At 55.9% G+C, this 16,030-nt stretch carries 16 protein-coding genes; 8 read left to right on the top strand and 8 right to left on the bottom strand.

The features are described 5' to 3' along the window. Positions 1-58 precede the first annotated feature (58 nt). Positions 59-556, bottom strand: coding sequence for a GNAT family N-acetyltransferase (locus tag H6F57_RS22925; protein ID WP_190624483.1), 498 nt, complete (start codon positions 554-556; stop codon positions 59-61). 537 nt (positions 557-1,093) lie between these two features. Between H6F57_RS22925 and H6F57_RS22920 the strand changes: the two genes are divergently transcribed. Continuing rightward, positions 1,094-2,572, top strand: a complete 1,479-nt coding sequence (locus H6F57_RS22920; RefSeq protein ID WP_190624482.1) for an alpha-amylase — start codon at positions 1,094-1,096, stop codon at positions 2,570-2,572. A 114-nt stretch (positions 2,573-2,686) separates the two neighbouring features. On the opposite strand, the gene truB is transcribed toward H6F57_RS22920, so the two are convergent. Further along, positions 2,687-3,574 carry a tRNA pseudouridine(55) synthase TruB gene (gene truB, locus H6F57_RS22915; protein ID WP_190624481.1) on the bottom strand — a complete coding sequence of 296 codons (888 nt, stop codon included), beginning with the start codon at positions 3,572-3,574 and terminating at the stop codon, positions 2,687-2,689. Between the two features lie 94 nt (positions 3,575-3,668). Continuing rightward, entirely contained in the window at positions 3,669-4,325 is a 657-nt protein-coding gene (gene msrA / locus H6F57_RS22910; RefSeq protein WP_190624480.1) for a peptide-methionine (S)-S-oxide reductase MsrA, read from the bottom strand. 314 nt (positions 4,326-4,639) lie between these two features. Here msrA and H6F57_RS22905 point away from each other — a divergent pair, with 314 nt between their 5' ends. From H6F57_RS22905 to H6F57_RS22890, 4 genes are all read left to right on the top strand, one after another. Further along, complete coding sequence (locus H6F57_RS22905; protein WP_190624479.1) at positions 4,640-5,347, top strand: FCD domain-containing protein; 708 nt, start codon at positions 4,640-4,642, stop codon at positions 5,345-5,347. A gap of 82 nt (positions 5,348-5,429) precedes the next feature. Further along, on the top strand, positions 5,430-5,717 hold the full coding sequence (locus H6F57_RS22900) for a DUF4090 family protein (RefSeq protein ID WP_190624478.1): 288 nt from the start codon (positions 5,430-5,432) through the stop codon (positions 5,715-5,717). 184 nt (positions 5,718-5,901) lie between these two features. Next, positions 5,902-7,002 carry a hypothetical protein gene (locus tag H6F57_RS22895; RefSeq protein ID WP_190624477.1) on the top strand — a complete coding sequence of 367 codons (1,101 nt, stop codon included), beginning with the start codon at positions 5,902-5,904 and terminating at the stop codon, positions 7,000-7,002. Positions 7,003-7,251: 249 nt separating this feature from the next. Next, positions 7,252-8,187 (top strand): DUF3365 domain-containing protein, encoded by a 936-nt coding sequence (locus H6F57_RS22890; protein ID WP_190624476.1) that lies wholly within the window; start codon positions 7,252-7,254, stop codon positions 8,185-8,187. Positions 8,188-8,252: 65 nt separating this feature from the next. Here the strand turns inward: H6F57_RS22890 and H6F57_RS22885 are convergent, their stop codons facing one another. The 4 genes from H6F57_RS22885 to H6F57_RS22870 form a co-directional block, all read right to left on the bottom strand. After that, the gene (locus H6F57_RS22885; RefSeq protein ID WP_190624475.1) at positions 8,253-9,056 is read right to left on the bottom strand and encodes a hypothetical protein; all 804 of its coding nucleotides are present in this window, start codon (positions 9,054-9,056) and stop codon (positions 8,253-8,255) included. 104 nt (positions 9,057-9,160) lie between these two features. Then, the gene (locus tag H6F57_RS22880) at positions 9,161-11,203 is read right to left on the bottom strand and encodes a protein kinase (RefSeq protein ID WP_190624474.1); all 2,043 of its coding nucleotides are present in this window, start codon (positions 11,201-11,203) and stop codon (positions 9,161-9,163) included. 324 nt (positions 11,204-11,527) lie between these two features. Further along, positions 11,528-12,406 (bottom strand): PhnD/SsuA/transferrin family substrate-binding protein, encoded by an 879-nt coding sequence (locus tag H6F57_RS22875; protein ID WP_190624473.1) that lies wholly within the window; start codon positions 12,404-12,406, stop codon positions 11,528-11,530. Between the two features lie 135 nt (positions 12,407-12,541). Further along, positions 12,542-13,123, bottom strand: a complete 582-nt coding sequence (locus H6F57_RS22870) for a thioredoxin family protein (protein ID WP_190624472.1) — start codon at positions 13,121-13,123, stop codon at positions 12,542-12,544. Between the two features lie 51 nt (positions 13,124-13,174). On the opposite strand from H6F57_RS22870, the gene H6F57_RS22865 reads away from it, so the two are divergent. The 3 genes from H6F57_RS22865 (at position 13,175) to H6F57_RS22855 (ending at position 15,420) form a co-directional block, all read left to right on the top strand. Next, complete coding sequence (locus H6F57_RS22865) at positions 13,175-13,624, top strand: protein tyrosine phosphatase family protein (protein WP_190624471.1); 450 nt, start codon at positions 13,175-13,177, stop codon at positions 13,622-13,624. 62 nt (positions 13,625-13,686) lie between these two features. Next, entirely contained in the window at positions 13,687-14,397 is a 711-nt protein-coding gene (locus H6F57_RS22860; protein ID WP_190624470.1) for a DnaJ domain-containing protein, read from the top strand. A 69-nt stretch (positions 14,398-14,466) separates the two neighbouring features. Continuing rightward, entirely contained in the window at positions 14,467-15,420 is a 954-nt protein-coding gene (locus H6F57_RS22855; protein ID WP_190624469.1) for a pseudouridine synthase, read from the top strand. 41 nt (positions 15,421-15,461) lie between these two features. Here the strand turns inward: H6F57_RS22855 and H6F57_RS22850 are convergent, their stop codons facing one another. Continuing rightward, positions 15,462-15,869 carry a GNAT family N-acetyltransferase gene (locus H6F57_RS22850; protein ID WP_190624468.1) on the bottom strand — a complete coding sequence of 136 codons (408 nt, stop codon included), beginning with the start codon at positions 15,867-15,869 and terminating at the stop codon, positions 15,462-15,464. Positions 15,870-16,030: the final 161 nt, after the last annotated feature.

Here is a 16,030-nt window from a genome sequence, read left to right as displayed (position 1 = left end):
GGTGAGGAAGCCTTTGTCCTCGTCATCTCCCTCATCTCCCCTATCTCCCCCATCCCTCTCACATCTCCCCAAACGCCGCCAACGCCTCCCCTGTCACCCGGCAGGTCTGCCACTCGGGTTTAATCTCGGCCCCCATGCTCTGGTAAAACTCGATCGCGGGGGTGTTCCAGTCGAGCACGCTCCACTCAAAGCGACCGCAGTCTCGCTCTAGAGCTAGCTTGCCCAGGTGCACTAGCAGCGCTTTGCCGATGCCCTGGCGGCGGTAGTCAGGGTACACATAGAGGTCTTCTAGGTAAATACCAGGCTTCATCAAAAAGGTCGAAAAGTTGTGGAAAAACAAGGCCATGCCAGCGGGCTGGTCGTCTACCCAGGCGAGTAGGGCTTCGGCGCAGGGGCGATCGCCAAACAGAGCAGCGGCCAAATCGTCCGGGCTGCCGGTCACCTCATGGGCCAGCTTTTCGTAATCGGCTAGGGCTTTGATTAAGTCCACTAGGGCTGGCACATCGGCGGGAGTGGCGGGGCGAATAGTGATCGGGCGAGCGGCAGTGGAGGTCATAGGTTCTAATTCAGGCTAGATGAAAATAATGGGGCCAGGTGCGATCGCAGTATGAACTGGGTTACGGGTGCATCGCTAGGTCTGCCAACGATGGATAGTAACAATTTGATTCATGCATTCCTTCAGGGAAGCTGCTCAGGGACATAGCAGAACGGATGCCCCGCGAAGCGGTCAAGCCTCCGAACCGTGTGTAGGTTGGGAACTGCTGGGGGAGAACCGATTGAGACGCTGGATGGGGGCGATCGCATTCCCCGCCGCCTTGAAGGTGAACCGGCCGCAACCGACGTTCTCTAAGTTTTATTTTTCACAAAAAAGAGTGCGTCTACGTATTAGGTAATGCGTATGAAGATGCCTATTTAGTAATGTCTAGAAACTAAATAAAGCAGCATACCCTTCCCGCAAAAAAGCGCAATAGTAAACAGTCAAGCAGAAATTATGGCCTTTGGCAATATCCCAATAGGCAGACTAGAAAAACTAAAGACATCTGCCATAATCTCGAAGCTAACATTTCTTATTACTTAACGGAGCCCGCGGGTTATGTCTGAGCCGAATGGCGTGATGATGCAGTATTTTCACTGGTATATTGAGCCCGACGGCAACCTGTGGAATGAGCTTGCTAAGAACGCAAAAGACTTGGCAGAGGCTGGCATTACTTCTGTTTGGCTCCCCCCCGCCTACAAGGGCAATACTGGCGGCTACGACGTAGGCTACAGCGTCTACGACTTGTATGACCTAGGCGAATTCGACCAAAAGGGCAGTGTTCGCACGAAATACGGCACTAAAGACGAATATCTTCAGGCCATAAAAACCGCCAAAGAAGCGGGTGTTCGGGTTTATGCCGATGTGGTGTTTAACCACATGATGGGCGGCGATGCTCTTGAAGAAGTCGAAGCCACCCCCATGAGCCACGACGACCGCCATGAAGTAATTGGCGAAAATCGCACGGTTAACGTGTGGACGCACTTTAAATTTCCTGGCCGTGAGGGCAAGTACTCTGATATGGAGTGGCACTGGTGGCATTTTGATGCCGTTGACTACGACGAAAATGACCCCGGTTACGATGCGGTTTATCTATTCGAAGGTAAGTCTTTTGACGAAAATGTTGACCTCGAAAAAGGTGCCTTTGACTACCTAATGGGCTGCGACCTCGACATGGAATCGGACGAGGTGCGCGAGGCCCTCAAAGAGTGGGGAACCTGGTACACCGACACCACCCAGGTCGATGGCTTTCGCTTTGATGCGGTGAAGCACGTGCGGGCGGGCTTTTTCCCCCACTGGCTACAGCACTGTCGGTACCAGGCGGGCCGCAGGCTGTTTGCGGTGGGCGAATATTGGTCCTACGAAATTGAGGCGCTGCACCACTTTATTGAAGTTACTGAGGGCGATGTGCATCTGTTTGATGCGCCCCTACACTACAACTTTAGCGAGGCCAGCAAAGCCGGTGGCGACTATGACCTCACCACCATTTTTGACAACACCCTGGTGAAAGAGCAGCCCGCTCTCGCCGTTACTCTGGTCGATAACCACGACTCGCAACCTTTGCAATCGCTTGAGTCGGTAGTAGAGCCCTGGTTTAAGCCCCTAGCCTACGCGCTCATTCTGCTGCGTCAGGATGGCTACCCCTGCATTTTCTACGCCGACTACTATGGGGCTCACTACAAAGACACCGGCAAAGACGGCGGCGAATATGAGATCTGGCTCGATAGCCACAAGTGGCTGATTGATAAGTTCTTGTACGCGCGCAGCACCTATGCCTTCGGTGACCAGTACGACTACTTCGACCACCCCACCACCATTGGCTGGACTCGGCTCGGTAACGAAACAAACCCTGGCGGCATGGCCGTGGTGCTAACTAACGGTGACGACGGCCACAAGTGGATGGAGGTAGGCCGGCCCAACTGCACCTACTACGACATCACTGAGCACGTGAGCGAGCCGGTCACCACCAACGACGAAGGTTGGGCTGAATTTAGCTGTACGGCGGGGTCGGTGTCGGTATGGGTGCCGAAGGAGTAGATGGGTATGTGGGTGGATGGGCAGGGGCGAATGGCATTCGCCCAGTGCAACAGCTGTAGCATCCAGTCAAAGAAATAACTTAGGCGAGGGTTATGGCAAGCACTCTACCTGTCCCTAAAGCACCATTTTTGCTTTGAGAATCGGCCCTTCTTCCCGTTCTTCGAGCTGGGCGATGCCCAAGAATTCCCCGCTTGACTCGTTGATGACTCGGTATGGAGTGTTTGGCGGTATTACCATGGTGGGCGGAAACTTTTGCCCCTGCTGCCAGCGCAGAGCCAGCTCGGCGGGCAGGGCGATCGCAGGCAGATGCCCCAGACATAGCGCCGGATCCACCAGCCTCAATGCCTGCTTTGCAACCGAATCCGTCACATCGTCCAGTGTGAGGCTGTGCGACGCGTCAAAGCCGCCGCTGCGGGTGCGTGTCAGATGGGCCAGGGTGGCTCCGGTGCCGAGGCGATCGCCCAAATCTCGCGCGATCGAGCGAATGTAGGTGCCAGGGCCGCAGTCTATATTCAGCGTTAACTCTGGCTGCTCTCCCGGCTGCCAGTGTTGTACCGATAGTTGGTGGATCGTCACAACGCGCGAGGGCGGCGTGACAACCCGACCCTTGCGCGCCAGATCGTAGAGGCGCTGCCCCTGCACCTGAATGGCGCTAAAGGCTGGGGGCACCTGATCGATTGTCCCCTGGAACTCGGGTAGGCAAGCCGCAATATCCTCCACCGTCAGGCGATCGGCGGCTTGCTGGGTAAGAATTTCTCCTTCTAGATCGTCGGTGGTGGTAGTGATGCCAAAGCGAATCACCGCCCGATAGGCCTTGCCCTCTGGCAGGTAGGGCAGCAGGCGTGTGGCCCGACCCACAGCTATGGGCAGCACTCCTTCAGCCAAAGGATCCAACGTACCCCCATGACCCACTTTTTTGATGCCTGTTAGCCGCCGCACTGCCCCTACGCAGTCGTGAGAACTCATGCCCTGGGGCTTATAGAAGTTCAGAAATCCCTGCACGGTAGTCAGTTTGTTTAGATCTCAAGTGTTGGGTGTCAGGTTTCAGGTGTTAGGTGTCAGGTGCTAGTCATCTACCCATCCACCCATCCACCTCCTACTCCCCATTGCCCCACACTTCGGCCAAGCGGCGATCGCGCCCACAGGCCGTGCGGTAATACTTATAGCGCAGCGGGTGCTTCAGATAATAGTCCTGGTGGTAGTCTTCAGCGGGGTAGAAAGCCTGGGCAGGCTCAATGGCCGTAACGATGGGATTTTTCTGAAACTTCGGCCCAGCGCTCAGCGCTTGTTTAGACTGTTCTGCCAAGGCCTGCTGTTGGTCGTCGTTGGCAAAGATTTTGGCCTGGTACTGACTGCCCTTGTCGCAGAACTGGCCTCGGCTGTCTATTGGGTCTACATTCTGCCAAAAGACCTGAAGCAGCGTCTCGTAGCTGACTTTATCAGGGTCGTAGACGACTTGAACCGCTTCCACATGACCAGTGCTCCCAGCGGAAACTTCGGCGTAAGTGGGGTCAACCTTAGTGCCGCCGGTATAGCCCGAGGTGGTCGAAATCACGCCCTCTAGCTCGTCAAAGGGGCCTTCCATGCACCAGAAACAGCCTCCGGCAAAGGTAGCGGTGGCTAAGCTGGGGTCAGAGACTGCCGTAGACTTGGGCATCGAGTCGGCGGTGGCGTAGAAGGGTAGGGCGTCCCACATCAGCCCCACGGTGGCTAGCAGCAGTAGGCCCAACAACAGCCTGCGCACAATTTGCATAGTTATATTCGTTGCGGTTGATCTCAACTATCAGCTTACGGCAACGGGCTGAGATTCTTGTGAAGGCCTTACTTGCTCCCGGTCTTGAAGCTAGCGATGGAACGATAGGTCAGGATCGCTCCGGAGAACGTTTAAATGCAGCAATTCTGTAGTTATTCCTGGTTTAGGGCAGCTTTTCTGCACCTTGAGAACTTTTTTGGCCCTCATTACGGGCCAACTTTGTATGATTAGGAAGTATTGCCGTTCTAGCCGCACCGCGCGTTGCGGCAGTCCATTGGGCCAGTATTCTCCCTGCTCCAGAGGTTAAGCCCCCTGTGATTTTATCGTCTCCCCCTACCATCAACCGCGGCAAGTCTCTGTATGAGCAGGTTTACCATGCGCTGCGATCGGCCATTTTGACCGGGGCGCTTTCGCCGGGCGATCGCCTAGTAGAAACTCAGCTAGCCGAGTGGCTACAGGTGAGCCGCACCCCCCTGCGGGAGGCCCTGCGCCAGCTCCAGCAAGACGGTTTGGTGACCGCCGACGTCAGCGGCGGGCTGCGGGTAACTACCATTACGGCTGCCGATGCCGAAGAACTCTACGACTGCCGCCTGGCCCTAGAGGCGCTGGCGGTGGCTGGAGCCTGCACCCACGCCACTGAGGATCAGCTTGAGGCGATCGCCGCCTGTGTGGCCAAGGCTGAAGGGGCCATCGCCAACAGCCACGGCAGCCTCTCGGCCGAGAGCCTGCTCGATGTCGATTACCAGTTTCACCATCTGATTGCCGAAGGCTCGGGCAATCGGCGGCTGGTGTCGCTGTTAGATAGCCTGTTTGATGCCATGGCGCTGCTGCGCATTCAAACCCTTCAGCAAAACCCCAACGTGCTCGACATTCGCCTAGAGCATCGCCAAATCTACGAGGCCATTCTCAGCCGCGACCCCGATGGGGCTGTGGCGGCGATTAGCCAACACCTGCGCGCTAGCAAGACCCGTGTGGTCAAAGAAATCGAGGGCAGCCAGCCGGTAGCGGTGGCAAAGTCGTAACCGCTAGCTCTGCCCCCAGCCCAGGCGGGGATCGCGGTCTGGTAGGATTTTGGGACTACTCACGTTAGCAGGACTAGCTACCATGTCTCAAACGCCAACCACCGGGGCCGATGCCGTAGATGCCGCGATCGCCCAGGGCATTGACCTCGACGGCACCCCCATTCCCGCCGCTAAGCTCGACCTCTACCACACGGTGATGGCTAAAGAAGCCGGGCGGCAGCGCAGCGGGGTGTCTAACTCGATGCGATCGCGCATTGTGCGCATTGGGGCCAAGCACTTCGCCGCTGATGACCTCAACGCCATGCTGCAAGCGGCCGACTTTGCGCCCCTCAAAGACAAAGAGATCGCCTACTTCTACGGCGGCAAGTAGCCCCAGTTAGCTGTTTAATTGTGAACCCCCTGCATCCCAAAACTGGGATGCAGGGGTTTTTGCCAATTTTGAAGCGGTTTGAGCGATCGCTAAATCAACACAACTAGATGGCCAATCAAAGCAACAGAGCTGGCTCCCAGGGGAACACTGAAACAGCCTTTGCTTTGATTGAGAAACAACGGTTATGGTGGCTCGTACATTTGGGTGTTTGGGTTCGGCAGTGGTTACGGTGGCGGGGCTGGCCGGGATAACATGGGTGCTCAACCTGCCCTACCCCATGGTTCGCTGGCCTGTGGCCAAGACGGCCCCCCTAATTTTGCTGCCCAGCTATATCAAGATGGATCGCGACTATCGGCAAGCGGTGTCGCTGGTAGAGCAGGCCGACCAGCTGGTAAACCAGGCCACCTCAGCCCAAGATATTGAACTAGGCGAAGAAAAAGTCACCCAGGCCCAGGAGCACTTAGACGGCCTGCCGGTGTGGTTTTTAGGCTACTACCCACAGGGCTACTGTGGGTTTGTGGGCTGTAGCTGGCGGTTTACCCTCGATGAGTTTGAGACCGCCCGCGCCGAAATTGGCCGCATGGAGGCCGTCGTGTTTCAAGAGCGCAACGCCCAAACCCTTCTGGCGGAAGGCACCACGACCGTCGATGGGGCACAGCAGGCATTTCAAACAGCGGCATCTAGTACCGACCGGGCCACAGCCTTCACCATTTGGCAGCAGGGAATGGATCGGCTAAACGAAATTCCACCAGAAACGCTAGCCGGACGGCAGTCGGCCACCAAACTGAATGCCTATCAGCGCGACTATCAGCAGGTGGCGGGCAATATCGCTGGTGGCAACCGCTCTGGCACACTGGTCGATGCGGCTAAAGCCTTTGGCTATGAAGCTGCCGTAGCCGGCCAAAACCCGCCGCACAGTGCCGCCCGCTGGGAGACCGTTGCGGGGCTTTGGGAAACGGCGATCGCCCGCCTAGAAAACATTCCCATCGAAGATCTGGGCTATGGCGAGGCCCAAACCCTGCTGGCCCAATACCAAAACAATCTCGGCATTGTGCAAGAAAACATCGACAAAGAAGAGACCTCCGCCCGAGCCTTCGACAGCGCTAACGAAAAAAGCACTCGTATGCTGGCTCAAAACCTAGAGGGTATGGAGCGCAACCAGATTGCCAGCCTGCTGCAAGACATCATCAACGATTTAGAAAAAGTTCAACCCAACACCACCAGCCATGCTCGGGCCAGCGAAATGCTCAGGTCTGCCAACCAAAAGCTGGCTCAGCTTAAGTAAAGAACTTGATTGGCTTAAGGTTTTTGGATCTCAGATAATGGGCAACCTAACGCCAATTTTTCGCAGATGTTGAACTGTTACTCACTCCCTTAGGTGGAACAGGCTTCGCTCTACAATTGACAGCATCTGCGCCGCAGACAAGGGCTTGGGCATGGAAGTATTGCTCTTCTTTGCAAAACCCCTAGTGTCTCCGGAAGCAGGCCGGGTGCAGGTGTATTTGATGACGGAACCATCCACCCATGCCACTCCATGCTCAAGCTCGATAACTTGCAACTCGGCCAAAAATTTACCTTGCTGCTGCTGCTCGTATTTCTGGGGGGCATTATTGCCAGCAGCATCGCCCTATCTTCGGTTTTAAACCAGAGCGCTCAGGCTCAACTCACCACCAACGCCTTAATGTTGATGGAAACGATGAATTCTGTGCGAGATTACACCACTAATCAGGTTAATCCAGAACTGCTCGCGCGGCTAGATACCGAGTTTTTGCCTGAAACCGTGCCGGCTTATTCTGCGCGAGAAGTGTTTGAAACTTTTCGTGGCAACCCGATTTATGCTGACTTTTTCTATAAAGAGGCCACCCTCAACCCCACCAATTTGAGGGACAAGGCCGATGGCTTTGAGGCCCAGCTTGTCGAACAATTTAAACAGCAGAACACAGCCCACGAAACCAGTGGCTTTCGGCAAACCCCGGCGGGCGGCCTCTACTACATTGCTCGCCCCATTAAAATTAGCAAGCCGAGCTGCCTAGAATGCCACAGCACCCCAGCCGCTGCCCCGGCCAGCATGATCGAGCGCTACGGTGCCAACAACGGCTTTGGCTGGCATCTCGATGAAATTGTTGGGGCTCAAATGATCTCCGTGCCCGCAGAAAAGGTGCTGAAAAGTGCCCGTCAGTCTCTGGTGCTGATCCTCGGCATTTTTGTGATTGCCTTTTCGCTGGCGATCGTGCTGGTAAATCTCTGGCTCAAGCGCTACGTGGTGCGTCCCCTCAACCGCATGGCTTTGGCAGCGGAAGCGGCCAGCATGGGTGACCCAGTGGCAGAGTTTAGCCAAGATTCTAATGACGAAGTGGGCCAATTAGCCGAAGCTTTTAACCGCATGCAAATGAGCCTGCAAATGGCCATGCAGCGCTTGGAGCGCTACCGAGAAGGGCGACGCAATTCGGGAGACTTTTCTGGTAAATAAGAGTCTTAGCTGATTCCTTAATTAGGGAGCGATCGCAGTTCACTTAGCAGCTAGCTCATTCGCCATCACCTAGTTCTGTATATTCTGTATAGACTTTGAAACAGCGCGATCGCGATTACAGTAAGCAGAAAGATAGGCAGAGAAACCCTAATACCTGCCAACACCGATGTATAAAGACGCGGCGAAGGTAGACAAGAGACCACATCTGCACTTAGATCACCACAAACCAAAAACTCCAAAAGCGAGTTGCCTAAACGAGGGCAGAGCAGCGCAAACAAGGCAACCTTTACCCAGTCCGCTTGCTGACCCAAAAAAATATCATCCAAATATCGCTTGGGTTTGTTTAGCGGCGTGGTGTCCGACGTAGCTGGCTCAGCCGCCCAACTAGGCTGCTCTGCAATGAGTCTATGGTTATACCAGTCGGCCAGATTTTGACCGAGCAATCCGCCCGCCCACCCAGCCACTATTGATGCCAACACAGAGCCAAAGCCAATCAAAACGGCTGAGCTAGGCGTCATCACTGTGGCAGAAACATACCAAGGCCCAACGGCGATGACCCCTGCCCAGGCGATAAAAGCGCTTATAACGGTAAGCGTTAGCCGATAGCGCCGCCCATGGTGCAATGGATAAAAAAACAGGCCCGTCACGGCACTGATTAATAACCCGTTAATCAGGCCCAAGCCTATCCCCAAACCAGCGCTGACTAATCCTGTCAAAATAAAAACGAGATAAGTAACGCCAAATAACCCTCCTAGCACGCTGCCAGAGAGTAAACCGATGACAGCACTGCGTAAAACAAAGCCCTTGATTAAAACTGGCATTGAGATCAATCTGCTAATCTTTAGGTCAGATTTATGATTAATTGCCATACCATTTTCTTTGGGGAACTCTGCGCGGCATTACTGATTGTGCTTTAGGCAAAAGACTCAGCTAAAGGATAAAAGTTGCCTCCGCAAGCCAATCGGCTGTGCCCCTACTGCATTTGCTGGCGAAAGATCTCTGCCTTTTTAGAATCGGGAATTTCAGCCGTCAGGCGAGTCACCAAATCCTGAGGCGAGAGGTGCGGAAAATCGGCTAGAGTGTCTTCGATTAGGTAGTTGGCCATGGGGCCGATGCAGCGAGTCAGAGTTTGCCGGCAGCGGTTCACAAAATCTGGGCTGAGACGCTCTGCGGCTGGGTCTACAACATCAAATATTGACTCTGGATCGGCAGCCGTAAGATCTTGTGACTCATCGAGCAGGCTGGCGGCGTTTTCGCCTACGGCGAGCTGAATGCGGCTCACAAAATCTGTGGCCTGGCGTCCATTGGATAGCTGGCTCGCCAAAATTTCGACAAATTCCTGCGGTGTGGCCTGGGGATGTTGCTCGATCATGTCTTCGACAATCACGCTGGCCATGGGGCCAATGCAGCGAGCGAGCTCCTGACGGCAGGCCTCCATGAATGAGGGATTTTGCCCCTCAGAGAGGGCTATCTTGGGTGTGGCAACGGCAGGGGAAGTTAGCCGATGGACAGACGGAATCCAAGCCGGTGCAACAGTCAGAGGAGAGATGGGGACTTTGATCGCATCGGCCAGAGGTGACAGGCGCTGCATCACGTCGCGGGCCGTTTGAAAACGGGCTTTTGGTTTCTGCTGCACCAGCTGGGTGAGAATAGCTGCCAAACTTGGGCTCACGCTGACGTAGCTTTGCCAGTGCCACTCGAGCGACTCTCGGTCGATCAAGTCACGGGGGTAGCGGCCAGTCAGCAGCACGATCGCCGTCACCCCCAACGCATAGAGGTCGCTGGAGGGAAAACTCTGGCCCAGGTGAATTTGCTCTGGCGGTGAGTAGCCATATTTGCCCACCATGGTGGCAGGCTGGGCATCGTCGGCTGCGGTCACTTCGTCAGACAGCAGGGTGCTAATGGCGTCGCTGACTAGGCCGAAATCGATCAGCACTGGCAAGCTGCGATCGCGACAATACATAATGTTGTCCGGCGAGATATCGCGGTGCACAATATTCAGGCCGTGGAGATAATCCAGCACCTGCAGCATCTGCATCAGCCACTGGGCGACCTCGGCCTCAGAAAACTGGCTGTTTTGCTGGCGGCGCTGCTTGATCAGCTGGGAATAGGGCACCCCATCAATGTATTCCTGCACAATGAACAGGCGCTCTTTCTGGGTAAAACAGGCCAAAAACTTAGGCACCTGGGGATGGTCGAGCTGGTATAGGGTTTTGGCTTCTCGCTTGAATAAATCTAAGGCTTTACGTAAGTTGCTCCCCGACTTTTTGGTGGGGAAAAACTCCTTCAGCACGCAGGCTTCACCAAACCGCTGAGAATCTTCGACTAAATAAGACCGACCGAAGCCGCCCTGTCCCAGCACGCGCTGAACGATATAGCGACCGCCCACCTTAGTGCCTGGGGCCAAAAGCTTGCGGTCTGTAGAGACTTCAGGAAGTGACTCAAGCCCTTCTTCTGTGGTGATTGCGGAGGGGCTGGCCTCATTTGGCTCTTTCGGCAGGGCATGGACATGGTAGGCCGGCACCAGCTCTTGAATGTTTTTGAGCCGTAAGGGCCCGGCGTAGGTGGTGTCTAAATCGAGACGTGACTTGACCACGTCGTAGACAATTTTAGAAATGCAAATCCCGCTGGGGTGCGCTTCGCTCTGGAGGCGGGCGGCAATATTGACCCCATTGCCCATGACGTCAGACTGGCTAAAAAAGACATCGCCTAAGTGGATGCCGATGCGGTGCAGCAGGGCGGGTTCACCCTCGGCATTGGCATTGATGCGGTGCAGTTCTTTTTGAATTTCGAGCCCGCAGGTAACGGCCTGCACTGCACTGGCAAAATACATCAGCAGGCCATCGCCAGTTGACTTCAGCACTTTGCCCTCAAACTGATCGCAGAGCGCTTCCATTAACGCCTGGTCGCGCTGGAGCTGGGAGAGGGTTAATTCTTCCTGTACTGACATGCGGGCGCTAAAGCCAACCGCATCGGTCAGCATAATAGCGGCTAGGGTGCGATGTCCGTGGGTCACACGAGTCAGCTCCAAGGGTTGCTAGAGACGTCTAAACAGCTAACGGACCGATGCGGTGAACAGCAGTGAACGTCATCCCATGGGCGGCAATCCCTCCCAGACGGTGATGATGGTATAGCATGCACTCCTAGACCTGAGATCTATCGTTCTAGCGATCGTTTTGACCGCAAAACACCGGGCAAATGAGCGGTGAACAATGTCTCTCTGAAAATGACTTTGGCCCTAATTCTAGCCTATGGATAGAGTCCTCGCCGTCTCACAACTCACGATCCAAGGATCTCGGTACAGTTGATATGTAAGGGATGCGCGGCGCATTGTCTGCGGCTAAGAACCTAGGGTTAGCACCACAGGCTGCTCTTTAATACGCGACTCTAACGGCCGCACTTTGTTAACTAAAGCGATCAGCTGACTTAAGTCGGGTGGGGGCGTGTTGGGAACATAGCCCGCATCAGCGGTGATGGTAGATGGGGCATTCTGCATAGCTTGCTCAAGGTACTGCTGCTGGTTGCGATCGATATTGGGGCTAATCAAGACCGCCCCTGGAGGAATGGCTCGGCTGGCGTGCAAAATGCGAAAGATGTTGCCATCAAAGGCGCTGCGCTGCTGCTGGAAGGCGTCTTCTGACATGGCCCCTGCGGCCACTCGGCCGTTGGCAACCCACTCCAATGCCGTAGCGGGGGTGGAGGCAAACTCAATAGCCTTAAGGGTGAGGCCGTAGAGGTCGTAGAGGGGAAGGTAGTAGCCCGTAGCAGATCCGGGTTCTCCTAGGACGAGGGTTTGGTTGGCGAGGTCGCCTAGCGCCTGAAACGGGCTATCGTTGCGCACCACCAGCACAGACTTTTGGTTTGGGGCACCCAGCATGGGGAAGATGGGTAGATAGTTAGCTTCGGCAATGGCGATCGCCGCCAGCCCTGATGGCGCAAACACCAGCGACCAGTTGGCGTCACGAATTTGCTCAACAGCGCGAATTTCGTTGAACACGGGCTCTAGCTCAACGATCGCCTTCAGCTGCTCAGCCAGGTAGGTTTGAAAGCGCTGATATCTTTCTAGTGAGCTAGCGCCGTCGTCGTAGCTCACTAGTCCTACAGTCAGCCGCAGGGGCTGGCCGGATACCTTGGCCGGGCCACAGCCGATCGCCTGGAGCAGCACTACCGCCATCAGACCCACCAGGCATGATTTAAAGAACCGACGCAGACGACTCATAACGATCCACAAAGTTGAGCGAGATTTCTATCCGACCGAAACTCTGCACCAGTGTGTGCAGCTTAGATCGACGGCTTTGATAATCCAGCTCTTCTTTGTATTCTGTGACGTTTGGGCTGCTGTGGGGCGATCACGCTACCCAAAGTAGTCCGGTTCATTTCCTGGCGTCCACTTGATGTTGCAGCCAATGCTGGGTTTTTGGTGGCCGGGCATGGCTTCAGCCGCTAGCACTGCATCTAGCGCCGCCCGCAGATCTGTGCCCGTTACGGGCACGTTGTTGCCTGGGCGACTATCGTCGAGCTGGCCCCGATAGGCCAGGGTTTTGGCCTGGTCAAACACAAAAAAATCGGGGGTGCAGGCGGCGGTGTAAGCCTTGGCAACCTCCTGGGTTTCGTCGAAGCAGTAGGGAAAGGTGAAGCCCACGTCCTGGGCTTGGGCCTTGAGATGTTCTGGGCCATCCTGGGGATGGGTTTGCAGGCTGTTGGCGCTGATGGCGACGATGCCCACGCCCTTGGGGTCGTAGTCTCGGCCAAGGCGGGCCAACTCTTGCTCCACATGCTTAACGAAAGGGCAGTGGCGGCAGATAAACATCACCAGCAGGGCCGGGGCATCGGCAAACGTGCCGAGGTTGATGGTTTGGCCGCTGACAACGTCTCTGAGTTCAAAGTGGGGGGCAGCGGTGCCCAGGGGCAGCATGGTAGATTCCACCATAGCCATGGGTTGAAGTCTCCAGGGTGAGTTTTCTTTATCGTACCTAGGGATCTGGCTATGACCGCTGATTCTTTGCAGGCCATCCGCAACTACCTGGCCCTTTCGCCCACTTTGGGCACCGCTGGGCAGCCCACCGCAGAGCAGTTTAAGGCGGTGGCCGAAGCCGGTTACACAGTCGTGGTAAATCTGGCGCTGTCGACCTCCGATCATGCCATTGCCAACGAAGCAGAAGTGCTGAAAAGCCTGGGGATGACCTACGTTCACATTCCGGTGGTGTGGGAAGCGCCGACCCCGGCAGATTTGGCCATCTTTTTTAAGGTGATGGATCGCAATCGCGAGGTTAAGGTCTTGGTTCACTGTGCTCTCAATATGCGCGTCTCTGCCTTCGTCTATCTCTACCGTGTGCTTCGCCTGGGTATAGACCCTGCTGTTGCGATCGCCGACCTACACCGCATCTGGCAACCCAATCCCACCTGGCAAACCTTCATCGATCAGTCCCTAGCCTAATCCCCACCCGCCTACCCATCCACCCCTTACCCCCCACCCCCTCCCTCCCCTAAAATGTCTCTATGGCAAACGAGACTCACTACCAAACCCTCGATGTGCACGAGTCGGCGACTCAGGCGGAAATTAAGCGCGCCTACCGTCGTCTGGCTAAGCAGTATCACCCCGACAGCAAGAGCGATCAGGCGTCCCACGATCGCATTGCTCGCATCAACATTGCCTACGAAGTCATTGGTGACCCGTCGCGGCGCACGGTTTACGACCAGCAGCGTCAGGGGTTTGTGGCTGTTGACCCAGTAGAGAGTGCCGCCAACCGGGCGAAGCGCACCGCCGCCGCCGCTGCGGTGTATCGCCAGGCCCGCCAGGCTATGCAATCGTCTGAAGCACGGGAGGACGCCTGGCTGAAGCTGGTGTATGGCCCGGTGGACAGGCTGCTAGGCAAGAGCATATCGCCTCTGAGAACCGAAATTCGCAAGCTGTCGGCTGACCCCTTTGACGATGAGCTGATGGAGGGGTTTATGGCGTATCTGGAGCAGGGGCGTACCTGGCTGGAGCAGGCCCAGAGCAAGTTTAACTCAATGGCGAATCCGGCGAGTATGGCGGGGGTGGCGGCGGATATTTACCACTGCCTGGGGCTGCTGGAGGATGGCTTGGATGAATTCGATCGCTTCACGATGAGCTATGAGGAGAGCTACATTCACACCGGAACGGAACTGTTTCGGCGGGTAAAGCAGCTGCGAGCGGATGCGAAGGAGCGGTTGAAGCGGTTGGTGTAAGGTGTCTCGTAGGGTGCATCCGCGCAGCGATGCACCATCTTCAGGAGACCTTCCCACAATAGAACTGGTATGAATCAAGGATGGGTTTACACCGATCGCATCACCCTCGCCGAAGCCGGTCTCTCCGTCCTCGACTTCTATAGCAATCGTTACAGGCACTTTAGTCGGGCGATATGGCGCGATCGCATTACAGCTGGCCAAATTCGCCAAGACGGCATTGCCCTAGCCTCCGACGATCGCCTCAGTGCAGGGGACAGGTTGGACTACCATCGCCCTCCGTGGGAGGAGCCGGAGGCACCGCTGGAGTTTGAGGTGCTGTATGAGGATGGGGATTTAATGGCGATCGCCAAACCGTCGGGCCTGCCGGTGCTGCCTGGCGGGGGCTTTCTCACCCATACACTGCTGCACCAGCTCAGGCTGCGCTATCCCGACAACCCGCCTATTCCGGTGCATCGGCTGGGGCGGGGAACTTCGGGGGTGATGATTTTGGGGCGATCGACCCTAGCCCGCTCGACCCTCAGCCGCCAGCTGCGCGACTCCACGGCTACTGCCCACGATTCTCAGGCACCGCACCCCATTCGCAAAACCTACCGAGCGCTGATTGGGGTCAACGATTTGCCCGACGCATTTACCCTCACAACACCCATCGGCAAAGTCGATCATCCAGCGCTGGGGTATGTGTATGCGGCCTCGCCCACTGGTCTGCCCGCCTACAGCGAGGGAAGAGTTGTCCACCGCACCGCAGACTCTACCCTAATAGAAGTCACCATCCGTACTGGGCGGCCCCACCAAATCCGCATCCACCTCGCGGCGGCAGGGTTTCCGTTAATTGGCGATCCCTTCTATGCAATCGGCGGCCTACCGCTGCCTATCGAATCCTCTGTGGATAGTAGAGTTCCCGTCCCTGGCGACATCGGCTACCATCTCCATGCCTACCGCCTAGAGCTACCCCATCCTCGCACCCAGGAGCCTCTAGAGATTGTGTGTTCTGCCCCTGCGGCATTACAAGGTTTCGACAGCTAAATTCCTCTGTTCGCCTAGCCTGACCATCCCTCACTCCCCGCCTATCCCCGAGGTCGTACCATGAGCAACTGCTCAGCCTGACCAAAGCCATATTTCTCGTAGAATGACTGCATATCGGCTATGCAAAATAGCTGAATACACTCCACCTGAGAGAGTTTGGGGTGATGGGTCACCTGCTCAATTAGCTCTGCCCCCAGGCCTTGCCCACGATAGTCTGCCGCCACAATTACATCGAATACGATCGCTCGATACACCCAGTCCGTCAGGACTCGACAAAAGCCCGCCAGCCGCTGCGCCTCCTCATCCCACAGGCCAAAGAGTAGGTCGCTGTTGGCCAGCAGGCGCGGCATATCGGCTAGAGCACGTTCGTTGCTCCACCACTCCTGCAAATACATCTGGTGAAGCTGCTCGACCTGAGCGGAGGTGAACTGATGAATGACAGTGAACATGGGTAGATCGCGACTCCTTACGGTACGGATATCCTGACCCAGCGGCTCAGAAAAAGGGCTACGATCGAGCAGTAGCACAGGCGCAAGACCTATCTTACTGCCGATGGCAAGAGCTAAGGCCACCGATACAGTTAGGTGTAGCTTGCAGCAAATTCCCCTCT

It is taken from the genome of Leptolyngbya sp. FACHB-60 (assembly GCF_014695775.1).
Taxonomy (GTDB): Bacteria; Cyanobacteriota; Cyanobacteriia; order Phormidesmidales; family Phormidesmidaceae; genus Nodosilinea.
Note: the sequence above shows the minus strand (reverse complement) of the source record. Positions and strands in the feature narration are given on the sequence as shown.